This is a genomic window from Acinetobacter sp. Marseille-Q1623 (assembly GCF_902809895.1).
In the GTDB taxonomy this organism is placed as follows: Bacteria; Pseudomonadota; Gammaproteobacteria; order Pseudomonadales; family Moraxellaceae; genus Acinetobacter; species Acinetobacter piscicola_A.
On sequence record NZ_CADDWG010000001.1, the window covers coordinates 735,903 to 756,996 of the forward strand.

General features: G+C 37.7%; 22 protein-coding genes. 15 read left to right on the forward strand and 7 right to left on the reverse strand.

The annotated features are described in order from the left end of the window. Positions 1-22 precede the first annotated feature (22 nt). Together HUV91_RS03390 and HUV91_RS03395 are read right to left on the reverse strand one after the other, a co-directional pair. Positions 23-721, reverse strand: a complete 699-nt coding sequence (locus tag HUV91_RS03390) for a PhzF family phenazine biosynthesis protein (RefSeq protein ID WP_267313469.1) — start codon at positions 719-721, stop codon at positions 23-25. 215 nt (positions 722-936) lie between these two features. Next, positions 937-2,367 (reverse strand): pyridoxal phosphate-dependent aminotransferase, encoded by a 1,431-nt coding sequence (locus tag HUV91_RS03395; RefSeq protein WP_174492526.1) that lies wholly within the window; start codon positions 2,365-2,367, stop codon positions 937-939. A gap of 228 nt (positions 2,368-2,595) precedes the next feature. On the opposite strand from HUV91_RS03395, the gene msrB reads away from it, so the two are divergent. The 3 genes from msrB (at position 2,596) to HUV91_RS03410 (ending at position 4,762) form a co-directional block, all read left to right on the forward strand. Continuing rightward, positions 2,596-3,015, forward strand: coding sequence for a peptide-methionine (R)-S-oxide reductase MsrB (msrB, locus tag HUV91_RS03400; protein ID WP_130073365.1), 420 nt, complete (start codon positions 2,596-2,598; stop codon positions 3,013-3,015). Beyond that, positions 3,012-3,494, forward strand: a complete 483-nt coding sequence (locus HUV91_RS03405) for a glutathione peroxidase (RefSeq protein ID WP_130073366.1) — start codon at positions 3,012-3,014, stop codon at positions 3,492-3,494. Before msrB ends, HUV91_RS03405 begins: the two co-directional genes overlap by 4 nt. Before the next feature lie 347 nt (positions 3,495-3,841). Beyond that, the gene (locus HUV91_RS03410) at positions 3,842-4,762 is read left to right on the forward strand and encodes a LysR family transcriptional regulator (RefSeq protein ID WP_130073367.1); all 921 of its coding nucleotides are present in this window, start codon (positions 3,842-3,844) and stop codon (positions 4,760-4,762) included. Positions 4,763-4,837: 75 nt separating this feature from the next. On the opposite strand, the gene HUV91_RS03415 is transcribed toward HUV91_RS03410, so the two are convergent. Then, positions 4,838-5,767, reverse strand: a complete 930-nt coding sequence (locus HUV91_RS03415) for an alpha/beta fold hydrolase (protein WP_174492527.1) — start codon at positions 5,765-5,767, stop codon at positions 4,838-4,840. Positions 5,768-5,775: 8 nt separating this feature from the next. Next, positions 5,776-6,327, reverse strand: coding sequence for a PadR family transcriptional regulator (locus HUV91_RS03420; protein ID WP_174493581.1), 552 nt, complete (start codon positions 6,325-6,327; stop codon positions 5,776-5,778). Positions 6,328-6,491: 164 nt separating this feature from the next. Between HUV91_RS03420 and HUV91_RS03425 the strand changes: the two genes are divergently transcribed. From HUV91_RS03425 to HUV91_RS03435, 3 genes are all read left to right on the forward strand, one after another. After that, positions 6,492-8,516 carry an NADPH-dependent 2,4-dienoyl-CoA reductase gene (locus HUV91_RS03425; protein WP_174492528.1) on the forward strand — a complete coding sequence of 675 codons (2,025 nt, stop codon included), beginning with the start codon at positions 6,492-6,494 and terminating at the stop codon, positions 8,514-8,516. A 213-nt stretch (positions 8,517-8,729) separates the two neighbouring features. Beyond that, positions 8,730-9,137 (forward strand): nuclear transport factor 2 family protein, encoded by a 408-nt coding sequence (locus HUV91_RS03430; protein WP_174492529.1) that lies wholly within the window; start codon positions 8,730-8,732, stop codon positions 9,135-9,137. 158 nt (positions 9,138-9,295) lie between these two features. Beyond that, positions 9,296-10,387, forward strand: a complete 1,092-nt coding sequence (locus HUV91_RS03435) for a YheT family hydrolase (protein WP_174492530.1) — start codon at positions 9,296-9,298, stop codon at positions 10,385-10,387. 97 nt (positions 10,388-10,484) lie between these two features. On the opposite strand, the gene HUV91_RS03440 is transcribed toward HUV91_RS03435, so the two are convergent. Next, complete coding sequence (locus HUV91_RS03440; RefSeq protein WP_130073372.1) at positions 10,485-10,997, reverse strand: internalin; 513 nt, start codon at positions 10,995-10,997, stop codon at positions 10,485-10,487. A gap of 226 nt (positions 10,998-11,223) precedes the next feature. Between HUV91_RS03440 and HUV91_RS03445 the strand changes: the two genes are divergently transcribed. The 9 genes from HUV91_RS03445 to HUV91_RS03485 all read left to right on the forward strand — a co-directional run bounded on the left by HUV91_RS03445 (position 11,224) and on the right by HUV91_RS03485 (position 19,988). Then, positions 11,224-12,864, forward strand: coding sequence for a CTP synthase (locus HUV91_RS03445; RefSeq protein WP_130073373.1), 1,641 nt, complete (start codon positions 11,224-11,226; stop codon positions 12,862-12,864). 28 nt (positions 12,865-12,892) lie between these two features. Next, positions 12,893-13,750: a 3-deoxy-8-phosphooctulonate synthase gene (gene kdsA, locus HUV91_RS03450; protein ID WP_174492531.1), complete on the forward strand. Its 858-nt coding sequence runs from the start codon at positions 12,893-12,895 to the stop codon at positions 13,748-13,750. Between the two features lie 47 nt (positions 13,751-13,797). Further along, on the forward strand, positions 13,798-15,087 hold the full coding sequence (gene eno / locus HUV91_RS03455; RefSeq protein ID WP_130073375.1) for a phosphopyruvate hydratase: 1,290 nt from the start codon (positions 13,798-13,800) through the stop codon (positions 15,085-15,087). Positions 15,088-15,357: 270 nt separating this feature from the next. Next, entirely contained in the window at positions 15,358-15,774 is a 417-nt protein-coding gene (locus HUV91_RS03460; RefSeq protein WP_174492532.1) for a hypothetical protein, read from the forward strand. Positions 15,775-16,431: 657 nt separating this feature from the next. After that, a complete protein-coding gene (locus HUV91_RS03465; RefSeq protein WP_130073377.1) occupies positions 16,432-16,827 on the forward strand; it encodes a septum formation initiator family protein in 396 nt (131 codons plus the stop codon). After that, entirely contained in the window at positions 16,799-17,521 is a 723-nt protein-coding gene (ispD, locus tag HUV91_RS03470) for a 2-C-methyl-D-erythritol 4-phosphate cytidylyltransferase (RefSeq protein ID WP_174492533.1), read from the forward strand. The genes HUV91_RS03465 and ispD overlap by 29 nt, the downstream gene beginning before the upstream one ends. 86 nt (positions 17,522-17,607) lie before the next feature. Continuing rightward, positions 17,608-18,744, forward strand: coding sequence for a rod shape-determining protein RodA (gene rodA / locus HUV91_RS03475; RefSeq protein WP_130073379.1), 1,137 nt, complete (start codon positions 17,608-17,610; stop codon positions 18,742-18,744). 110 nt (positions 18,745-18,854) lie between these two features. Continuing rightward, positions 18,855-19,346 (forward strand): hypothetical protein, encoded by a 492-nt coding sequence (locus HUV91_RS03480; protein ID WP_130073380.1) that lies wholly within the window; start codon positions 18,855-18,857, stop codon positions 19,344-19,346. A gap of 18 nt (positions 19,347-19,364) precedes the next feature. After that, complete coding sequence (locus tag HUV91_RS03485) at positions 19,365-19,988, forward strand: protein DA1 (RefSeq protein ID WP_174492534.1); 624 nt, start codon at positions 19,365-19,367, stop codon at positions 19,986-19,988. A 3-nt stretch (positions 19,989-19,991) separates the two neighbouring features. Here the strand turns inward: HUV91_RS03485 and ygaH are convergent, their stop codons facing one another. Both ygaH and HUV91_RS03495 read right to left on the reverse strand, forming a co-directional pair. After that, positions 19,992-20,333: an L-valine transporter subunit YgaH gene (gene ygaH / locus HUV91_RS03490; RefSeq protein WP_174492535.1), complete on the reverse strand. Its 342-nt coding sequence runs from the start codon at positions 20,331-20,333 to the stop codon at positions 19,992-19,994. A gap of 1 nt (position 20,334) precedes the next feature. Beyond that, complete coding sequence (locus HUV91_RS03495; protein ID WP_174492536.1) at positions 20,335-21,090, reverse strand: AzlC family ABC transporter permease; 756 nt, start codon at positions 21,088-21,090, stop codon at positions 20,335-20,337. Positions 21,091-21,094 lie beyond the last annotated feature (4 nt).

Sequence of the window (21,094 nt, forward strand, 5' to 3'; positions counted from 1 at the left end):
GGTTCACAGTAAATTTTTTATTTTATGTGGAAAGAGAAAATAAAAGCTCATCTGAAATCACTAAACAAGCTTGACCATAAATATAAACGCGAGAGTGATCTTGATTTAATTCGCATTTCAATTGGCCTTTTTGTTTACCACCTTGTTGGGCAGTTAATAATGTTGAATTAAGTTTATTTGACCAAAAAGGAGTGAGGCAAGTATGTGCTGAACCAGTAACAGGATCTTCATTTACACCAACACGAGGACCAAACCATCGAGATATAAAGTCAAATTGATCAGATGCGGCAGTTACAATGATGCCACGTGTATTAAATCTCTTAAGCTGATTGAAATCGGGTTGAAGGTATTCAATAATTTTTTCATTTTTAATTTCAAGTAAAATGTCATCCGCTTGCCAAGCACTAAGAACCTCATCTTCTGTGATGTCTAAAGCAGTTAATAGTTGATGATTAATTTTCATTTCTTCGAGTTGCTTGGTAGGGAAATCCATACATAAATAATGATCTGTTGATTTAGAAACGATTAATTCACCACTAAGTGTGTAGAACTTAATAGAAGGTTGTGCATAACTTAATTCATTGAAAATAACCCATGCTGTGGCAAGCGTTGCATGCCCACATAGTTCTACTTCTACAGTAGGTGTAAACCAACGTAATCTAAATCCATCATTTTCCTTTACAAAAAATGCAGTTTCGGAAAGATTATTTTCTTCAGCAATTTTTGTAGTGTGTCATCATCAAGCCAAGAATCGAGTGGACAGACAGCTGCAGGATTGCCATTAAACGTAGATCGTGTAAAAGCATCGATTTGGAAAAATTTAATTTTATGTTGATTCATTTTTTCTTGAATAATTTTAAAAAGGGTAAGCATAACCTAAAATTTTAAATAAAAAAGCACCCAATCAATTGAGTGCCTTGTAATGTGTTTTGAACCTTAACGCATTTTAGACAAGAAACGACCTAAACGAGTGAGTGCTTCACGTAATTCATTTTCAGCAGGCAAGAATACGACACGGAAATGATCAGGTGTAGGCCAGTTGAAACCAGTCCCTTGTACTAACAACACTTTTTCTGCTTTTAACAAATCCAACATGAATTTTTCATCATCTTCAATCGGATAAATTTCAGGATCAAGTTTAGGGAAGCAGTACATTGCACCTTCAGGTTTAACACAACTTACACCTGGAATATCATTCAACATTTCCCACGCAATATTACGTTGTTCATACAAGCGACCACCGGGGCGAATCAAATCATTAATTGATTGATACCCGCCAAGTGCCGTTTGAATCGCATATTGTGCTTGGTGGTTGGCACATAAACGCATAGACGCAAGCATGTCTAAACCTTCAATATAATCCGCTGCACGTGATTTATCACCTGTGATTGCCATCCAACCTGAACGGTAACCCGCGATACGATAAGCTTTTGATAAACCATTGAAAGAAATACAAAGTTGATTGCCTGCTAAAGCAGCAACAGATACATGTTCAATGCCGTCATACACAATTTTGTCGTAGATTTCATCTGCAAATAAAATCAAATCATATTTTTTAGCGAGTGCAACAATTTGTTCTAATACATGGCGTGGGTAAACTGAACCAGTTGGATTATTTGGGTTAATAATCACGATCCCTCGAGTATTGGGTGTGATTTTACTTTCCATGTCTGCAATGTCGGGATACCAATAATTTTGATCATCACATTTATAGTGAATTGCAGTACCACCTGAAAGGTTGACCGCAGCAGTCCATAAAGGATAATCCGGCATTGGAATAAGCATTTCATCGCCATCATCCAATAAACCTTGCATTGCCATCACAATGAGTTCAGACACACCATTGCCCACATACACATCTTTGACATGCAGGTCTAAAATGCCTTTTTGTTGGTAATACTGACAAATTGCTTTACGTGCAGGAAAAATTCCTTTTGAGTCGGTATAACCAATTGCATTCGGTAAGTTTAAAGCCACGTCATTAATGATTTCTTGTGGCGCTTCAAAACCAAATGGGGCTGGGTTACCAATATTAAGTTTGATAATTTTATGACCTGCTTCTTCCATCTCGTTGGCCGCGCGTAACACAGGTCCACGAATGTCGTAGCATACATGATCGAGCTTAGACGATTTTTTTATTTCGCGTGGGGTTTGGATACTGTTCGGCATTTTGAGATTCTCGGAAAGAGTGGGGTTCACTTTTGCATAACGATATAAGTAACTTTTAAATGTTTCTGTTGTTACGAGATCAAGATTATGTTTGTCTTTGAGTAAAGCAACAATTTTTTCATGTGTAAATCCATCCTGTTGATATTGCTTAATGACAGGGAGTAGATTTTTAAAAATAACGCTCTTTTTTTGCGACATTTCTTCATCCTGAGCAAGAACACGTCTAAGATTAACACTAAAGTTGCTTACAAAAAAGCATTAATTGAATAAATTTGCTCACTTTGTTTTTATATTTGCTTTCTTTTTGCTATTAATGTCGTTGTGAGTCTTTTGTAAATTGTGAATTTAGTACTAGAAATTTTTAGATGAATCACGTAAATATAGGATTATCCTATTTTAAGTGGCATGATGTTAAAGGAAATAATCATGGGAAAACTCAATAAAACAGAAAGAGAATGGCAAAGAGAGTTGTCGCCAGAAGAATTTAAAATAACACGCCAAAAGGGGACTGAGCCGGCATTTACAGGGAAATATTGGAATACCAAGCAGCAAGGTACGTATGTGTGTCGTTGCTGCGGCACGCCTTTATTTTCTTCAGAAACCAAGTATGACAGCGGCAGTGGTTGGCCAAGTTTTTATCGACCGATTATAGCGGCTGCGGTGGAAGAGCATGATGATACAACGCATGGTATGCAACGCACAGAGATCGTTTGTCATCATTGCGATGCACATTTAGGGCATGTGTTTGAAGATGGTCCGCAACCCACAGGTTTGCGCTATTGTGTGAATTCGGCTTCTTTAGAATTAAAAACAGAAGAAAAAAATGATGAGGAAACCTATCCATGACCAATATTTATCAGTTTGAAGCAGAATTATTAGAAGGAGAAAATAAAGCTTTTTCAGACTATAAAGGGAAAGTTTTATTGATTGTAAATACTGCAAGTAAATGTGGTTTTACACCACAATTTGCAGGCTTAGAAAAATTATATGAAAAATATCATGAGCAAGGTCTTGAAGTTCTAGGTTTTCCGTGTAACCAATTTGGTGGGCAAGATCCGGGTTCAAATGAACAAATTGGAGAATATTGCCAACGTAACTATGGTGTGAAATTTCCAATGTTTGCCAAAGTGGATGTTAAAGGTCCTGAGGCACATGTGATCTTTCGTTATTTGACCAATAACAGCAAAGGTGTATTGGGAAATGGAATTAAGTGGAATTTTACTAAATTTTTAATTAATAAAAACGGTGAAGTGATTAATCGTTACGCACCCACGACGAAACCTGAAGCTTTAGAAGAGGATATTGAAAAAGCATTGGCGGAGTGATAGGTATTACTAGATTCCATTCCTACTGAATAATAACTTTATTTATATGCGAACCCTGCATGTGCAGGGTTTTTTTATATGGTTGGATTAAAATAATCATGAAGGTTTATTGATGAGGTGTAGTAATCGCTAATTTAATGGTGAATGGTAAGATGTGGGTTTAGGTTTTTATTGAGTCATCATAATAAATACATTTGTAATGAAAAAATGATGGGCTTTTATTCTACGTTTAGATTTTAAATGGTTTATAAATACATCTCTTTAAAATAAATTCATGAATTATATGTTAAGCTGAGCGTTATTCATTTTTTACTCAATGTATTACATCTGTCTAATTGGATTTGCTCATGTTGGAAATTCGCCATCTGAAAACTTTAATTGCTTTGCGTGAGCACGGGTCACTTGTTGCAGCAGCAACTGATTTATGTTTAACACCTTCTGCAATTTCTCATCAACTCAAAGAGTTGGATCATTGGTATGGGATTGAAATTGTGAATCGGCGGACACGACCTGTGACATTTTCCAATGTTGGGCAGCGTTTGTTGAAACTTGCAGATGATATTTTGCCGCAGATTCAAATTGCACAAACGGACATCACACGCATTGTACATGGACAAACGGGACGCATTATTTTCTCTTCAGAATGTCATAGTTGTTTTGATTGGTTAATGCCTTTGTTGAATCAGTATCGTCAGCAATACCCTGATGTAGATCTAGATTTCGCTTCAGGTTTTGAGGCGAATCCACATGAATTATTGCAAATCGGTGAGTTCGATTTATTGATTACTGCTGATCCAATTGCACTCAAAGGGATTGAATATTTTCCAATTTTTGAATATGAGTCACGTTTAGTTTTGTCTAACACGCATCCTTTGGTGCGTGCTGAAAATATTACGGTGCAAGAGCTTGCTGAAGAAACTTTAATTACTTACCCAGTGGATAAGCATCGTCTAGACATTATGGCAAAGTTGTTTTTACCTGCAAATATCCAACCAAAACAAATACGAACAACCGATTTAACGCAAATGTTGATTCAATTGGTTGCGAGTGGTCGTGGCATTGCTGCTTTGCCAGATTGGGTGGTGAATGAATATGAACAGAAGGGCTGGGTAACATCCAAGCGTTTAAATTGTGTATCAGAAAATGGCTTGCGCCGTACTTTATATGCAGGTTATCGTATTGATGAAAAAGAAAAAAGCTATTTTGAGGGGTTTTTAAAACAGCTCGATCGTTTTTCAAAAAAACGTGTGATTTATTATTCTGCTTAGAGATGTGATTGCAAATCACCAAGCAAATATAAATTTTGATCATTTTTTATTTGCTTGGGTGAAATATATTCATGTTTATTGTGTGGGTTTGGATTGTGTATTTTTAGCTAAAAATGCAGAGATTTCTTTGCCAAATTTCAAAGGTTCAGTGATTAAAGGAGTGTGTCCTGAGTGCTCAAAGATAATACTTTGTGCATTCGAAAGTTGATTGGCGATGCGTTTTTGTCCTTCAGAAGGATATAAAGTTGATTGTTCACCAATAAAAAATGTGGTTGGACAGTCCAGTTGTGCAAGGGCAGCCCGATAATCTTCCTGATGATTGAGATAATTGTCGATATACCAAGTCATATAATCAAGGCGTCGAATCGGGAGTAAATGCTTTTGTAATTGTGGACGTTTCAGTGCTAGATTGAAAATAAACGGACTGACTTTATTACTGCCTTGAATTTTAATAAAATTAATCCACATTTGCACCAATTCAGTACGGGGTTCAGCAGGTAACTCATCTACAAAGCGATAGTTTTGGTATTGATGCAAAAAGTCTGAATAATCTTTAAGAAAACGTTTGAATTTTAAATGTTTTTTGCCAAATAAACCAAATTTCCAAGACGCATCTGTGGTGATTTTTGGGGTTTGGTCAATATGTAAATAAGCTTTGAGTTTTTCTCTTAAGTTGCCATATTGCATGCCATGCATGGCTGTGGTTGCCCCCATTGAATAAGCAATCACAATAAAATCATCGAGTTGCATTTGTTTAATCAGGCTGTCAATGTCACGCCAATGATTATGAATGGCATCAAGCTCTTGAGGAATTTTACAGGTGCGTGAACCGCCAAAACCACGCCAATCCGGGATAATAAATTTAAATTTTTTGATATTGGGAAGTAAAAACGGAAGCCATTGCCAACTTTGCATGCCTAAACCGGACAGAACCAATACGGGTTCACCTTGTCCAATTTCTCGGACAAATAATTTTTCACCATCAGGCATTGTATAGTGTGGCATAGTAATCCTTAAGTTTTTTCTTTGTTTTCAAATTCTTTGAGTTGAGGGATGAGTTGACTGAGCCAATCAATCCAGCCATTTTCTAGATCAATTCCCAATTGTAAAATCATTTTATGAATATATAAAGTTCGATCTTGTGGGTCTGCATGAGCAAAGTCTTTATTGAAAATTTGCTGATACAATTTTAAATTTTCTTGATGTAACAGTAAATGACGCTCTAATTCAGGCAAAATGGTATTGCCTCCAAATTGTGCCTCAAGTCTTAATCGCACCATAATTTCTTCACGAAGCTGTGCAGGTTCACCTTGTTTGACCATCCATTCGGTTAACTCTATACGTCCAAGTTGTTCAACCTGATAGGTTTTTTTGCGTCCTGTGTCGGCTTGATCTTCTAAAGTGGAAATCCAGCCTTTTTTCAGCATGCCACTTAATTCACGATAAATTTGTTGGTGTGTGGCATTCCAGAAAAAGCCCATAGAGCGGTCAAAACGGCGTGCCAACTCAAAACCTGTACTCGGTTTTTCAATCAGACTCGTCAATAAAACATGGGCTAAAGACATTTGAGTAATATTTCGCACATAAAATGGGTGTAAATTCATTATGCAACATGTTGCATAAAAATCAAATCTCGATTATAAATAAATTGCATTATGCAACTTGTTGCATTAAAAATTAACTGAGAAATTATAAATATTAGCCAGCGAAAGCACGCCAAGGAGTTCACATGTCTAATTACCCGCATTTACTTGCGCCATTGGATTTAGGCTTTACCACTTTAAAAAATCGCGTATTGATGGGTTCTATGCATGTAGGGCTTGAGGAAGTTGACGGTGGTTATGACCGTATGGCTGCATTTTATGCAGAGCGTGCAGCAGGTGGCGTTGGGTTAATTGTAACAGGTGGAATTTCACCGAATGATCACGGTGTAACCTTCTTTGGTGGCTCTAAACTCGATACCTTGGAAGAAGCAGAAAAGCATAAAGTGATTACACAGGCAGTACATGATGCAGGTGGGAAAATTGCCTTACAAATTTTACATACGGGTCGTTATTCTTATCAGCCTGAAAATGTTGCACCATCAGCCATTCAGGCACCAATTAACCCAACCAAACCACATGCTTTAACTTCGGCTGAAGTTCAGCAAACCATTGCTGACTTTGCCAACTGTGCCAAGTTGTCACAAATTGCAGGCTATGATGGTGTTGAAATCATGGGTTCAGAAGGTTATCTGATCAATGAATTCATTGCAGCACGTACTAATCATCGTGATGATGAATGGGGCGGTAGCTATGAAAACCGTATCCGTTTCCCGATAGAAATTGTAAAACGTACTCGTCAAGAAGTGGGTGAAAACTTCATTATTATCTATCGTTTATCCATGCTGGATTTGGTCGAAGGCGGCTCAACTTTAGAAGAAGTGATTCAGTTAGCGAAAGAAATTGAAAAAGCAGGCGCAACCATTATCAATACAGGAATTGGTTGGCATGAAGCGCGTATTCCGACCATTGCGACCAAAGTACCGCGTGCAGCATTTACTTGGGTGACCAAAAAATTAAAAGGTTCTGTGAATGTACCTTTAATTACCTCAAACCGAATCAATACCCCTGAAATGGCTGAACACGTTTTGGCGCAGGGCGATGCAGATATGATCTCAATGGCACGTCCAATGCTTGCCGATTCGCACTTTGTGGCAAAAGCTGAGCAAGGTCGTGCAGATGAAATTAACACCTGTATCGGCTGTAACCAAGCCTGTTTGGATCATATTTTCTCAATGAAAATAGCAACTTGTTTGGTCAACCCTCGTGCATGTTATGAAACTGAACTCATTTTTAAAGAGAGTGCAACAGTTAAAAATATTGCAGTGATTGGTGCAGGTCCTGCAGGTTTAAGTTTTGCGACCTACGCTGCTGATCGTGGGCATAAAGTCACGATTTTTGAAGCATCCAATCAGATTGGTGGTCAGTTTAATATTGCCAAAACAATTCCTGGCAAAGAAGAATTTTATGAAACTTTACGTTATTTCAAACGTAAAATTGAGCTTCAGCCAAATATTAAATTGGTGCTGAATCATACGGCAACCTATGAAGAAATCAGCGCTGAAAACTTTGATGACATTGTGGTTGCAACAGGGGTTACACCACGTCATTTAAATATTGAAGGTATTGATCATCCTAAGGTTTTAAGTTACATCGACGTGCTGCGTGATCGTAAAGCTGTGGGTCAAAAAGTGGCAATCATTGGTGCGGGCGGGATTGGTTTTGATACTGCGGAATATCTTTCTCATGTAGGTGAGAGCGGCAGTCTGAACCCACAAAAATTCTATGATGAATGGGGTATTGATACCAACTATGCGCATGTCGGTGGTTTAAAAGTCCCTAAAGTTGAGCAATCACCACGTGAAATTTATTTATTGCAACGTAAAACTAATTCAGTCGGTGCGGGCTTAGGTAAAACCACAGGATGGATTCACCGTACAGGCTTGAAACATCGTCATGTCAATATGATTCCGGGTGCAAGCTACGACAAGATTGATGATCAGGGTTTACATATTACTGTGGCTGATAAAGTCATGGTACTGGATGTAGATAATGTCGTGATCTGTGCAGGACAAGAATCTTATACTGCGATGTTTGATCAGCTCCAAGCAGATGGTAAGTCTGTACATTTGATTGGCGGTGCGAAAGAAGCAGGCGAGTTGGATGCCAAACGTGCCATTCGTCAGGGTGCTGAATTGGCGATGGTGATTTAGTTTTTTATACCTCTCTCTTGCCAAGTACACTTCTCATCTCCTGAAAGGAGAGAGGACTTCATTAATTTTTTAAGAATCTCCCTTAACCCCTCTTTAAAAAGAGGGGAAAGCTCCGTTTTATTAAGGTTATAAACTCCTCCCTTTTTTAAAGGTGAGAAGCTTGCTTCGCAAGGGGAGGGATTACTGTTCAAAGGATATCAAAAGGACATTAAAATGAGCTATACCAATACCAAAACCGCCTTACAAAAATGGCACGACATGATTGCAACGCGTGATATGAGTATTTTGAATGAACTATTGGCAGATGATGTGATTTTTCGTTCGCCTGTCGCATTTAAGCCCTATGAAGGTAAGCAGGTTGTGTATTTTATTCTGACGAATGTAATTCAAGTATTTGAAAATTTTACTTATCATCGCGAGTTCTTCACTGAAGATGAGCAAAGTGTTGTTTTAGAATTTTCAGCTGTAGTCACAGAGAAGCAACTCAAAGGAATCGACATGATTCGTTTTAATGAGCATGGTCAGATTGTTGAATTTGAAGTCATGATTCGTTCATTAAGTGGTTTACAGGCATTGGGTGCTCAGATGGGTGAGCGTTTTGCAAAGTATCAACCATCATGATTTGATAAATCTGTTTTGTTTAAATATTTTTACATGAAATGATTTTGAGATTGAGCATGTATGCGTACATGCTCAATCTCATTGATAAACGATCACTTATAACACACCTGTAATTGAATTATGAATGATTTTGATGTGATCAGTCATAGGAAATCAAAATGTCTATTCTGAATTCTGCATTAAATAAAGCAATACAACTCACGCAAACTGTACTTGATCAAGTGACAGGTGCAGAGCAACCGAAATTGTATTTTAACCCACAAGGTGGAATGTCGAAAATAATTCCACAGTTATCGCAACTGCATGATAAATATCGACCTACGCTGTGGTTGGTCAATACACATGTACATCTTTTGTATTTCGACTTAGTCAAGAAAAAAACAGTCAAATTGGATTACGACCGAATCGATCAGCTGACCATGCAAGATGGTGGTATTACCGCAGTCGCGTGGTATGGCTATGATTTACCACACGATACGCCAACCATTGTGATCATGCATACCATTACAGGAACGCCTGAAAGTATGCGTGAGTTAGTCAAAGATTTGCATGAATATACTGGGTGGCGCATTGCATTGTGTCTACGCCGTGGTCATGCAGGCTTACCGATGCCTGTAGCACAAATGTCGATTTTTGGTTCAACTTCTGATTTAAAAGAGCAATTAAATTTTATTCAGGCACAATTTCCACAATCTGAGCTATATGCTGTCGGCTCCTCCGCAGGAACAGGATTGTTAGTACGATATTTGGGGGAAGTGGCTGAACATACACCCTTTAAAGCTGCATTTGCCTTGTGTCCCGGCTACAACACGAAAGATGGTTTTGAAAATGTACATCCTTTCTATAGCAAAGTGATGACAAAAAAACTATTTAAAGCCTTTATTCAGCCCTATGAAAGCACATGGCAACACACTCAATCGATTTCACTGGTGCTTAAAACCAAAACTTTACAAGAGTTTCAACAACATTATTTTGAAATGGCAGGTTTTAATGATTATGAAAGTTATGACCAAGCTATTAATCCTATTTATGTGTTCGAAAATGTGAAAATTCCACTGATGATTTTAAATGCAGAGGATGATCCTATTTGTTCAATTAAAAATTTTGAACCTTATAAGCAGATTGTACAAGAGATGCAAAACATCGTAGTTGTGACGACAAAGAAAGGCAGTCATTGTGGTTATTATGAAGGTTTAAATACCAAATCATGGGCAGCGAAGTTGATTGCGGATTTCTTAAAGCAATTTTAATGCGGTCTGAAAAATTTCAGTTGAGCTTGTAGATTTATAGTAATAAAAAACCAGTCACAACAAAGAGACTGGTTTTTGTACCGATGAAAAGCTGAGCTTAGTTTTTCAAAGCAGGTGTAGCCGCAGCAATTGCCGCAGCAACAGCATCATCTTCAGTTTGTGCAGTACCTGAGCTTGCTTTTGGTGCAGCAGGTTTTGGTTGCTCAGCACGTGCAGTTTCGACAGGTGCAGGTTTTGCCTCAGGCTTTGGTGCAGCAGGTTTCGGCTGTTCAGTACGTACAGTTTCAGTGTGTTGAGCAGGACGAGGTTGTTCAACACGTGGTGCAGGCGCAGCAGTTGCTGGTTGTGCAGAATGTTGAGTTTGTGCTGTTTCAGACGAGTGAGTATTCACTTGTTGTGAAGGCGCATCTTGACTCACTTGCGGTTGATCATTTTGATCATGTTCAGCAGTTTCAAGATTTTCAAACTCAGCAGGCTGTTGTGCAGGTTGCTGCGTTTGCGTTGTTTCAACTTTTTCAGTTTCATCGTTTTTAGGTTCTTCTTTTTTCACACATGCTGTTAAAACAAGACCTGTTGCAATTAAACCACAAATTAAAAGTTTCTTATTCATATTGACACAAAATATAGCTTCTAGAGAGTAAGCCTATTATAACAGTAAAATTAGAGATAAAAATCATGTACTGTAATGTTAATTTTTGATTGGAAATGCTGATAGAATAGCCAATTGTTTATTGTTCTATGAATTGATGTGAATTGACTTTGCTTTCTAGGTACAAGGTAAAGTAAAATCGCACAACATTGTAGGCCAATTTAGGCTCCATTGTACGAGAAACTTAATGACCCATTTTATATTCGTCACTGGTGGTGTTGTATCATCACTAGGTAAAGGTATTTCAGCTGCTTCAGTTGCTGCACTTTTAGAAGCCCGTGGTTTAAAAGTGACCATGGTCAAAATGGATCCATACATTAATGTCGATCCAGGGACTATGAGCCCATTCCAACACGGTGAAGTTTTTGTTACAGAAGACGGAGCTGAAACGGACTTAGATTTGGGTTATTACGAGCGTTTCTTACGTCGTGCTAAAATGACCAAATTGAATAACTTTACCTCTGGTCGTGTTTATCAGGATGTTCTGAACAAAGAACGTCGTGGTGATTACTTGGGTGGTACAGTACAAGTTATTCCACATATTACGGATAATATTAAAGAGCGTGTACTTCGTGCTGGCGAAGGCTATGACGTTGCGATTGTTGAAATCGGTGGTACAGTCGGTGACATTGAATCTCTCCCATTCATGGAATCTGTACGTCAGTTAATGGTTGAACTTGGTCATAAACGTACTATGCTCATGCATTTGACTTTATTGCCATATATTAAGTCTGCGGCTGAGTTGAAAACTAAACCGACTCAACATTCTGTAAAAGAATTATTGTCGATTGGTATTCAACCTGACATTTTGATCTGTCGTACAGAACATGATGTCGATGCAGACACGACCCGTAAAATTGCATTATTCACCAATGTGGAAGCACGTGCAGTTGTGGTATGTAAAGATGCCCGTTCTATTTACCAAATTCCACGTACATTCTATGAGCAAAATGTTGATGATTTAATCTGTGAACGTTTTGGTTATGACAATTTGCCAGAAGCGGATCTTTCAGATTGGGACAATGTGGTCGAAGCATTGTTAAATCCGGAATATATCGTTCGTGTTGCGATGGTGGGTAAATATGTCGAACTTCCAGATGCATATAAATCTGTGAATGAAGCACTTTTACATGCAGGTATTCAAAACCGCGTTAAAGTTCAAATTGACTATGTCAATGCAGAAGATCTAGAGGGTCAAAACCCTGCTGAAGTATTGAAAGATGCAGATGCAATCCTCGTTCCGGGCGGTTTTGGTGAACGTGGTACTGAAGGCAAAATGAAAGCAATTCAGTTTGCACGTGAAAATGGTGTGCCATTCTTGGGTATTTGTTTAGGGATGCAATTGGCTGTGATTGAGTTTGCTCGTCATGTTGCTAATATGCCTGAAGCAACGTCTACAGAGTTTAATCGTTCGACTAAATTCCCACTGATTGGTTTAATCACTGAATGGTTAGATGAGCGTGGCGAAATTCAACATCGTTCTGTAAATTCTGACCTTGGTGGAACGATGCGTCTGGGTGCTCAAAAATCAGAATTGGTTGAAGGGACTAAAACGCGTGAAGTTTATGCCAAAGCAGAGATTATCGAGCGCCATCGCCATCGTTATGAAATGAATGATCGTTTTATTCCAGTGATTGAACAAGCAGGGATGAAAATTTCAGGTTATTCAGCAGATCAACATCTAGTTGAAACTGTGGAAATTCCTGAACATCCTTGGTTTATTGCGGTACAATTCCACCCAGAATTTACCAGCTCACCACGTGATGGACATCCATTATTTGCAAGTTTTATTGATGCTGCAAAAAAACAGTATCAAAAAAGCAAATAAGCGAGCAAAACATAACTAGGAAGTTTAAATGTCACAATTAAAACCACAAGAAATTGTACGTTTAGGCGATATACAAATGGCAAATCATTTGCCATTTGTACTATTCGGCGGAATGAATGTACTTGAGTCGAAAGACTTAGCTTTTGAAATTGCAGAAACCTATGTTGAAATCTGTAAACGTCTAGACATCCCTTACGTTTTTAAAGCGAGCTTTGATAAAGCTAATCGTTCGAGTTTATATTCGTTTCGTGGTCCAGGCTTAGAAAAAGGCGTTGAATGGTTAGCAGACATTAAAAAGCATTTTAATGTGCCGATCATTACCGATGTTCATGAGCCTTATCAAGCTGCTCCTGTTGCTGAAGTCGCAGACATTATCCAACTTCCAGCATTTCTAAGTCGTCAGACTGACCTTGTTGAAGCAATGGCAAAAACACAAGCCATTATCAATATCAAAAAAGCACAATTCCTTGCACCACATGAAATGCGTCATATTTTGAATAAATGTTTAGAAGCAGGCAATGACAAACTCATTTTATGTGAACGTGGTTCAGCATTTGGTTATAACAACTTAATTGTTGATATGCTTGGCTTTGACACCATGAAAGACATGAATGTGCCAGTCTTCTTTGATGTGACACATGCTTTACAAACACCAGGCGGTCGTGCTGATTCAGCAGGTGGACGCCGTGCACAAATTACCACATTGGCACGTGCGGGTATGGCGACAGGTTTGGCAGGTTTATTTCTGGAAGCACATCCAGATCCTGAACAAGCGAAATGTGATGGACCTTGTGCATTACGTATGTCGCAACTAGAGCCATTTTTAGCACAGTTAAAAGAATTGGATACTTTAGTCAAAGGATTCAAAAAGTTAGATACGCATTGATGCTTTGTTTTTAAGCATCTTATTATTAATCAACTGAGGAAATATTCATGAGCCAAATCGTTGACATTCGTGCACGTGAAATCTTGGACTCTCGTGGTAACCCAACCATCGAAGCAGACGTAATTTTGGACTCTGGCGTTGTAGGCCGTGCATGTGCACCATCTGGTGCTTCAACTGGTTCTCGTGAAGCTTTAGAACTTCGTGACGGTGACAAAGCACGTTACTTAGGTAAAGGTGTTCGCACTGCAGTTCAAAACGTAAATGGTCAAATCAAAGACTTATTAAAAGGTCAAAACGTATTTGAACAAAAAGCAATTGATGACAAAATGATTGCGCTTGATGGCACTGAAAATAAAGAAAAATTGGGTGCTAACGCAACTTTGGCGGTATCACTCGCTGCTGCTCGTGCTGCATCTGCTGAAAAGAAAATTGAATTGTTCCAATATATTGCAGACTTACGTGGTCAAACAACGTTGTCTATGCCTGTTCCAATGATGAACATCATCAATGGTGGTTCACATGCAGATAACACTGTAGATATTCAAGAATTCATGATCGAGCCAGTAGGTTTCACATCTTTTGCTGAAGCTTTACGTGCAGGTGCAGAAATTTTCCATTCTTTAAAATCTGTACTTAAAAAACAAGGTTTAAATACAGCAGTGGGTGATGAAGGTGGTTTTGCACCTAACCTTCGCACAAACGAAGAAGCGATTACTGCGATTCTTGAAGCAATTGGTCAAACTGGTTATAAAGCAGGTTCTGACATCATGCTTGCACTTGATTGTGCATCTTCAGAATTCTATAAAAATGGTCAATATGTACTTGCAGGTGAAGGCAACAAAGCATTCACAAGCAACCAATTTGCTGACTATTTAGCAGGTCTTGTGAAACAATATCCAATTATCTCAATTGAAGATGGTTTGGATGAGTCTGACTGGGAGGGTTGGGCTTACTTGACTTCTATCCTTGGTGATAAAATCCAATTGGTTGGTGATGACTTGTTCGTAACTAATCCTAAGATTTTACAACGTGGTATTGATGAGAAAATCGGTAACTCGATCTTAATCAAATATAATCAAATTGGTACGTTGTCTGAAACTTTAGATGCAATTTACCTTGCTAAAGCAAATGGTTATACAACTGTAATTTCTCACCGTTCTGGTGAAACTGAAGATTCTACAATTGCGGATCTTGCTGTTGGTACTGCTGCGGGTCAAATCAAAACGGGTTCACTTTCACGTTCTGACCGTATTGCGAAATATAACCAATTGCTTCGTATTGAAGAATTAACACATGCGGTTTACCGTGGTAAAGCTGAATTTAAAGGTTTAAATTAATCATTATTGATTGATTTAGATTGAAAGAACCACTCTGAAAAGGGTGGTTTTTTATTATTTGTACAATATTTGTCAAATTAAGTTTTACGAAATCTACAATTAGCACTGACTATATTTTAAAATTTTTTTGGCTCATTTAATTCAAATATTTCATTCTTATCATTCAATGTAATGTATTAACATAATAGTTGTTCGCTACACCGTAAAATGATGGAACTAAGCCAAATTTATGCATATTGGCATTAGTAATTCAGGTTTTTGGAGAAAATAGTGGCTTTTTCACTTTATTGTTTAATTAACGAAAATTCAAATCGCTTTTCAATAGAATTTTTTGAAAAGGAATTAAAGAAGTATTTTTTTAAAATGGAGGGATTAAGTCTTAGTTATGAGGAGGATCTATTTGACTCTTCGAATATACATTTATTGCTTTCTTGGGAAGGTTGGTGGATTAGATTTTTTTATGAAACTGGTCAACATGTAATTGATGATTCGGTAGAAATTGCTAAGCATGCTAAAAAAAATCTATCTAGTGAAATTTCTAATATTGATAAAAGAATTATTGTTAGATTTGCTGATGATGAATCAAAGATTTATACAAATCATATAATTTTGATGATAGATTATTTACAAGATATTCCTAATATAATTATATTTAACCCTCGAACTAAAAAATTTATAGTCAGTTAATCATAATTTTAAACAATAAAAATTACTTATTGTACGTAGTTGATATAAATTCAAAGATAATCAAAATATTCTCATTATGTGATAAGAACAATTGCAGCTTAATCGGTTGTATATTAAAGTCCAATTAGTACGTTAGATAGCGGATTAAAATTGACTTATTGATGTTATATACAATCTTATACCATTCAGTAAAAGTTAATTAATATAAATTTAAAGTTTGCCTTGCCTTATCTTACAGTGAAAAGTTTAAATTCCTATGCGTAGGCGATGCCTTACTTTTCAGGGATAAAAAGTAACAAAAATCCTTTGTTAGACATGAGAAGCGAAGCTTCGCAAGATATCCCCTTGTCTAACGGCGACATCCCTGTCGCCTCACGATAGCATGATCCTGTTTAAAGCAATTGGTGCAGAAAAGCAAAAGTGGCTGAGTCATATGTAGTTAATTTAACAGATTGGTATTAAATTCAAAATGAATGGATTTAAAAGTGATATTACATTGTGCTATATCATTTTGATTGATTAATTTTATCAAGTAAAAATCAGAAATATCTTGATTCTTATCCTTTTGCATATTTACCACAGTAAAGCGTTCTCCATCCCTCTGATTTGATGTATATTGAACGCATAATTCAATGTTGCTCTTAACCCACATACACTATGCCAGAAGTCCTCAAATCAACTTCAAGTAAAATTATCCTTGTTATTGCATTGATCATTGTTGCAGTACTCCAATACCGTTATTGGTTTGGTGAAGGGGGATATTTTCCACACCAAGCACTACTACAGCAAATACAGCAACAAACCGAAGTCAATAATGAGCTAAAAGAGCGCAACCGCATTTTAGCAGCAGAAGTGTATGACTTAAAAAATGGTGCTGAAGCCATAGAAGAACATGCTCGCCTTGACCTCGGTTTAATCAAGCCTCATGAGACATTTTTACAAATCAGCACGCTTAGTACGCATTATAAACCGATTTATATCGATCCAAATGCAGATGTAGATAACAGAACCAATGAAGATGAAGATGCAGAAACCATCCCTCAACAACCGTAAAATTTGGGCAATTGTTCCTGCTGCTGGGTCTGGAAGTCGGTTTTCAAAAACAGAATTAAAACAATACCAACGCATTCAAGATCTCACTGTTTTAGAACATACTGTGAATCGTCTGAATCAATTGCCTTTGGCAGGTTGCGTCTTAGCTGTCAGTGAACAAGATGATGTTGCTCGTCAGCTCAACTTTGAGAAGAATGACAATATTCATTTTTGTTCGGGTGGAAGAGAGCGAGTAGATTCGGTTTTAAATGCATTAATCTATCTGAGCGATATTGCTGCACCTGATGATATCGTCCTTGTTCATGATGCTGCACGACCTTGTGTGACAGTAGAATGTTTAAATGATCTTGTATATACAGTCACTCATCTTGCCACGAGTGCAATTTTAGCGATTCCTGTAAGAGATACTTTAAAACGTGTTGTACAGCAGCAAGAAATCCAACAGACGGTCAGTCGTGAATATCTGTGGCAAGCACAAACCCCGCAAGCTTCAAGCTTAAGCCAACTGAAAAATGCCATTGAAACAGCATTAAAGAATGACGTTGTCATTACGGATGAAGCCAGTGCTTTAGAGTTTATGGGGGAGATTGTACAGGTTGTTCAAGGTCGTTCTGACAATTTGAAAATTACTTATCCTGATGATTTAGAATTGGCACGTTTGATTCTAAATGCACAACATGGCAAAACTGCCTAAATCAAAGAAATATACAGGGAAGGCGCTGTAATCTTGGCTATTTCTCTTTATAATTTTGTTTCCCCGTTTTTGTTGTAGAAAATATCATGCCACCGAATGAGCAATATCGCTTTCTACGGCAGTCTGTAAGAGATGGTCGTAGTTTTAATGAAAGTACATCAAGATGGGATAAATTACATTTAGATCCGTGGTTATTGGTATTTTTGATTATCAATACAATTTTGGGTTTGTTAATGGTTTATAGCGCCTCGGATCAAGATGTTGGAATGTTAGTGCGTCAAGGTTTGAGCTTTGTTGTTGGCTTTATTCTACTGTTCCTGTGTGCGCAAGTTCCCCCAAAAGTTTATCAAGCCATTAGCCCATGGTTTTATGGTATTGCAATTTTATTGCTGATTTTGGTGTTGCTGGTGGGTGATGTTCGATTAGGGGCAAAGCGTTGGTTGACCCTACCGGGGATCGGGAGTATGCAACCAAGTGAATTCACTAAGTTTGCAATGCCGATGATGATGGCATGGTATTTTTCGCGACAACCTTTACCACCTAAATTTAGACATGTGATCGGTGCGCTGATCTTGATGGTTGTGCCTTTTGGCTTAGCATTATTGCAACCCGATTTAGCGATAGGGATTGTCATTGGTGGTGTTTTTGCGTTATTTCTTAGTGGTATGTCGTGGACATTGATCATTGGTGCGATTGCAGCAGCAGGCATGGCCTTGCCTTTAGTGTGGATGTTTGTTTTACAAGCGTATCAAAAGAAACGTATTTTAACTTTGTTTGATCCTGAGTCGGATGCTTTGGGCGCAGGTTGGAATATTATTCAATCTAAAATTGCCATTGGTTCAGGGGGATTTACTGGCAAAGGTTACTTAGGTGGAACCCAATCACAGTTGGGTTATTTGCCCGAACATCATACTGACTTTATCATGTCAACTTATGCAGAAGAATTTGGTTTTATCGGGGTTTTCTTATTGTTTGTATTATATGCAGCAATTATTTTTCGTTGCATGATGATCAGCCTAAATTGTTTCCATAATTATGGTCGAATTTTGGCAGGAACCATTGGTTTATCCTTATTTTTCTTTGTTTTTGTGAATTCAGGTATGGTCAGTGGCATCTTGCCTGTGACAGGTGATCCACTACCGTTGATGAGCTATGGTGGAACGGCTGTCATTACACTGTTAGCGAGTTTTGGGATTGTCATGTCGATTCATACGCATCGATAATCAACAATAAAATGGGGATATTCAAACAATATCCCTATTTTTTTGCAAAATAAATTGAAACTGTGGTTTATTTCATATAATTATTTATTAAAAAATAAAAGGAAATTTTGATGCTTCGCCAATTGTTATGTACAAGCACGCTTATTTTAAGTGGTTTAATTTTTACTACTACCTATGCAGCACCAACGCAACTGGATGGTGTGCAAACACAAAGATCACACGTCAGTCAAAATCATCAAGCAGATTTTAATTTATTTATCAGTTTGATGGAGCAAGTTGACATGCAAAAAATGACGATCATGGCAGAAGAAGACAATGAAAATATAACACAAGAGCAGAAAGCACAAGTGGCTGACGTAATCAAGAATTTACAAGCGTTAAGCCAATCTTTAGCTCAAGCTCAATTTATTACAGTTGAAGGTCAAAAAGTTCAGGCTGCTTTTATGGCTTATAATGATGATTCAATTTATTTACTAAAAAATCAACAGAAATGGGAGAATGATCAAAAACAGAAAGAAAAGTTAATAGCACATTCAATGCAATTAAATCAAACTTTAATCGATGCTTTGCAAAACTTAAAAGTGCTTGCAGGGCAAGAATGATATGCTGAAATCATACCTATGTGGCTAAATTCAAAAACTTTATATCCTTGCTATTACTGCCATCATCAGCATTTTAAACACGATATTTCAAGTTATGCAGATGGTCGGATGCTGTGTAAAGATTGTGTCAGACATATTATTGTGAGTAGTGAAAATTTAAATATTGTGGCGCAATGGGTATTACAACAAATCGAAAAGTTAGGCTTTAAATTTACGCGAGGTTATACTCACGTGAGCCTCATCAGTAAAGAAAAAATGAAAAATTTGGGTTTTGATCATGCAGAAGGTTTAGCAACCAATACCGTGAGTCATCATCTATTTTTGCAAGATCAACATATACATGCACAAATCAATGTGATTTATGGGATGCCTACGGCAAATTTGGTTTGGGTGCTGAGTCATGAGATTGGCCATGTTTTGGTATCCCAACACCAATATAAATTTAACTCTATGGCACAGGAAGAAGGGTTTTGTCAGCTCATGGCTTTATTGGTCAGTCAAAAATCACAAAACCCGTTAATGCCTAGAGTGTTACATAAAGAGTTCAATAATCCTGATCCAATCTATGGCGGGGAATTGAGAAAAGCCTATGCCCAATACCAACAACAAGGCTTTTCAGTTTATTTTAAAAATTTTATTTAAGCGTTAAAGTGGTATATAGGTATAGACCAAACCATAAGAAACAGCCGCAATTAGAGTGGCTAGGACAATTTTTTTAAATTTAAAATAAATACCAATGAGCACCAAAAAACCGATCAGCATGGCAAAGCTTTTATTGGGTGTTTCAATTAAGGGAGGCAAGGTAGCAACAACTAGCATAGAACTAATAGCTGCAATCCCGATGCTACCTAAAGCTATTTTTAACCATGTTGCACCACGTGCTTGCTGATTTTTTTGACTTTTTTGAATGACTAATAATGGACCAAAACGTGAAGCGAAATTGGCAATACCGACAATAATTCCGACTAAAATAATTTCTAGATCCACATTATTCTCCTGAATGACTGATGGCAATTTCATCATGTTGTTTTAATACATAATGTTTAAATATTCCTGCAAATATTCCTGCAAGTATGCCAATAAAAATCGCAGCAGATAAATTGATCAGATAACACGAAATTGCGGCAACAAGCAAAGAGACACAAACCACAAGCGTATGTTTCTTTTCAAAGGCAGCCAATAAAAAACTGAGGAAAAGCGCAGGCAGTAAGAAATCGAGTGCAGCTTGTAAAAATTGAGGTAAATTGGCAACTTGGTCTGAAAATAAACCACCTAAAAGTGAACCCAAAGCCCAAGACATCCAACTAAATAGGCTTAAACCCAACATCCAAGATTCAGACCATTCTTGGCGTCTTTGTGATAGTTTAATCATACCTGCGGCAAAAACTTCGTCGGTTAAACCCCATGCCCAAAGCGCAGTTTTCTTTAAATTTAAGCGATCTTGAATCAGGTTTTGCAAAGCAGGGCCATATAAAACATGACGAATGTCCAATGCAATCACGGTAAGTGCAGTCATCCAAATAGAGGTGCCACTCCCTAGCAATGCCACCACTAAAAATTGACTGGCGCCAGCATACATAGAACAGGACAGAAACAAAGCTTCCCAAGGCGTAAAGCCAAATTGGGTTGCAGATACACCAAAAGCAAAAGACACAGGCAGATAAGTAAAAATAATCGCTTGACTATCTTTAGCACCTTGCCAAAAACCTGCAGGTTTGACGGAGGAAGTTGTGTGTTGGGACACGTAA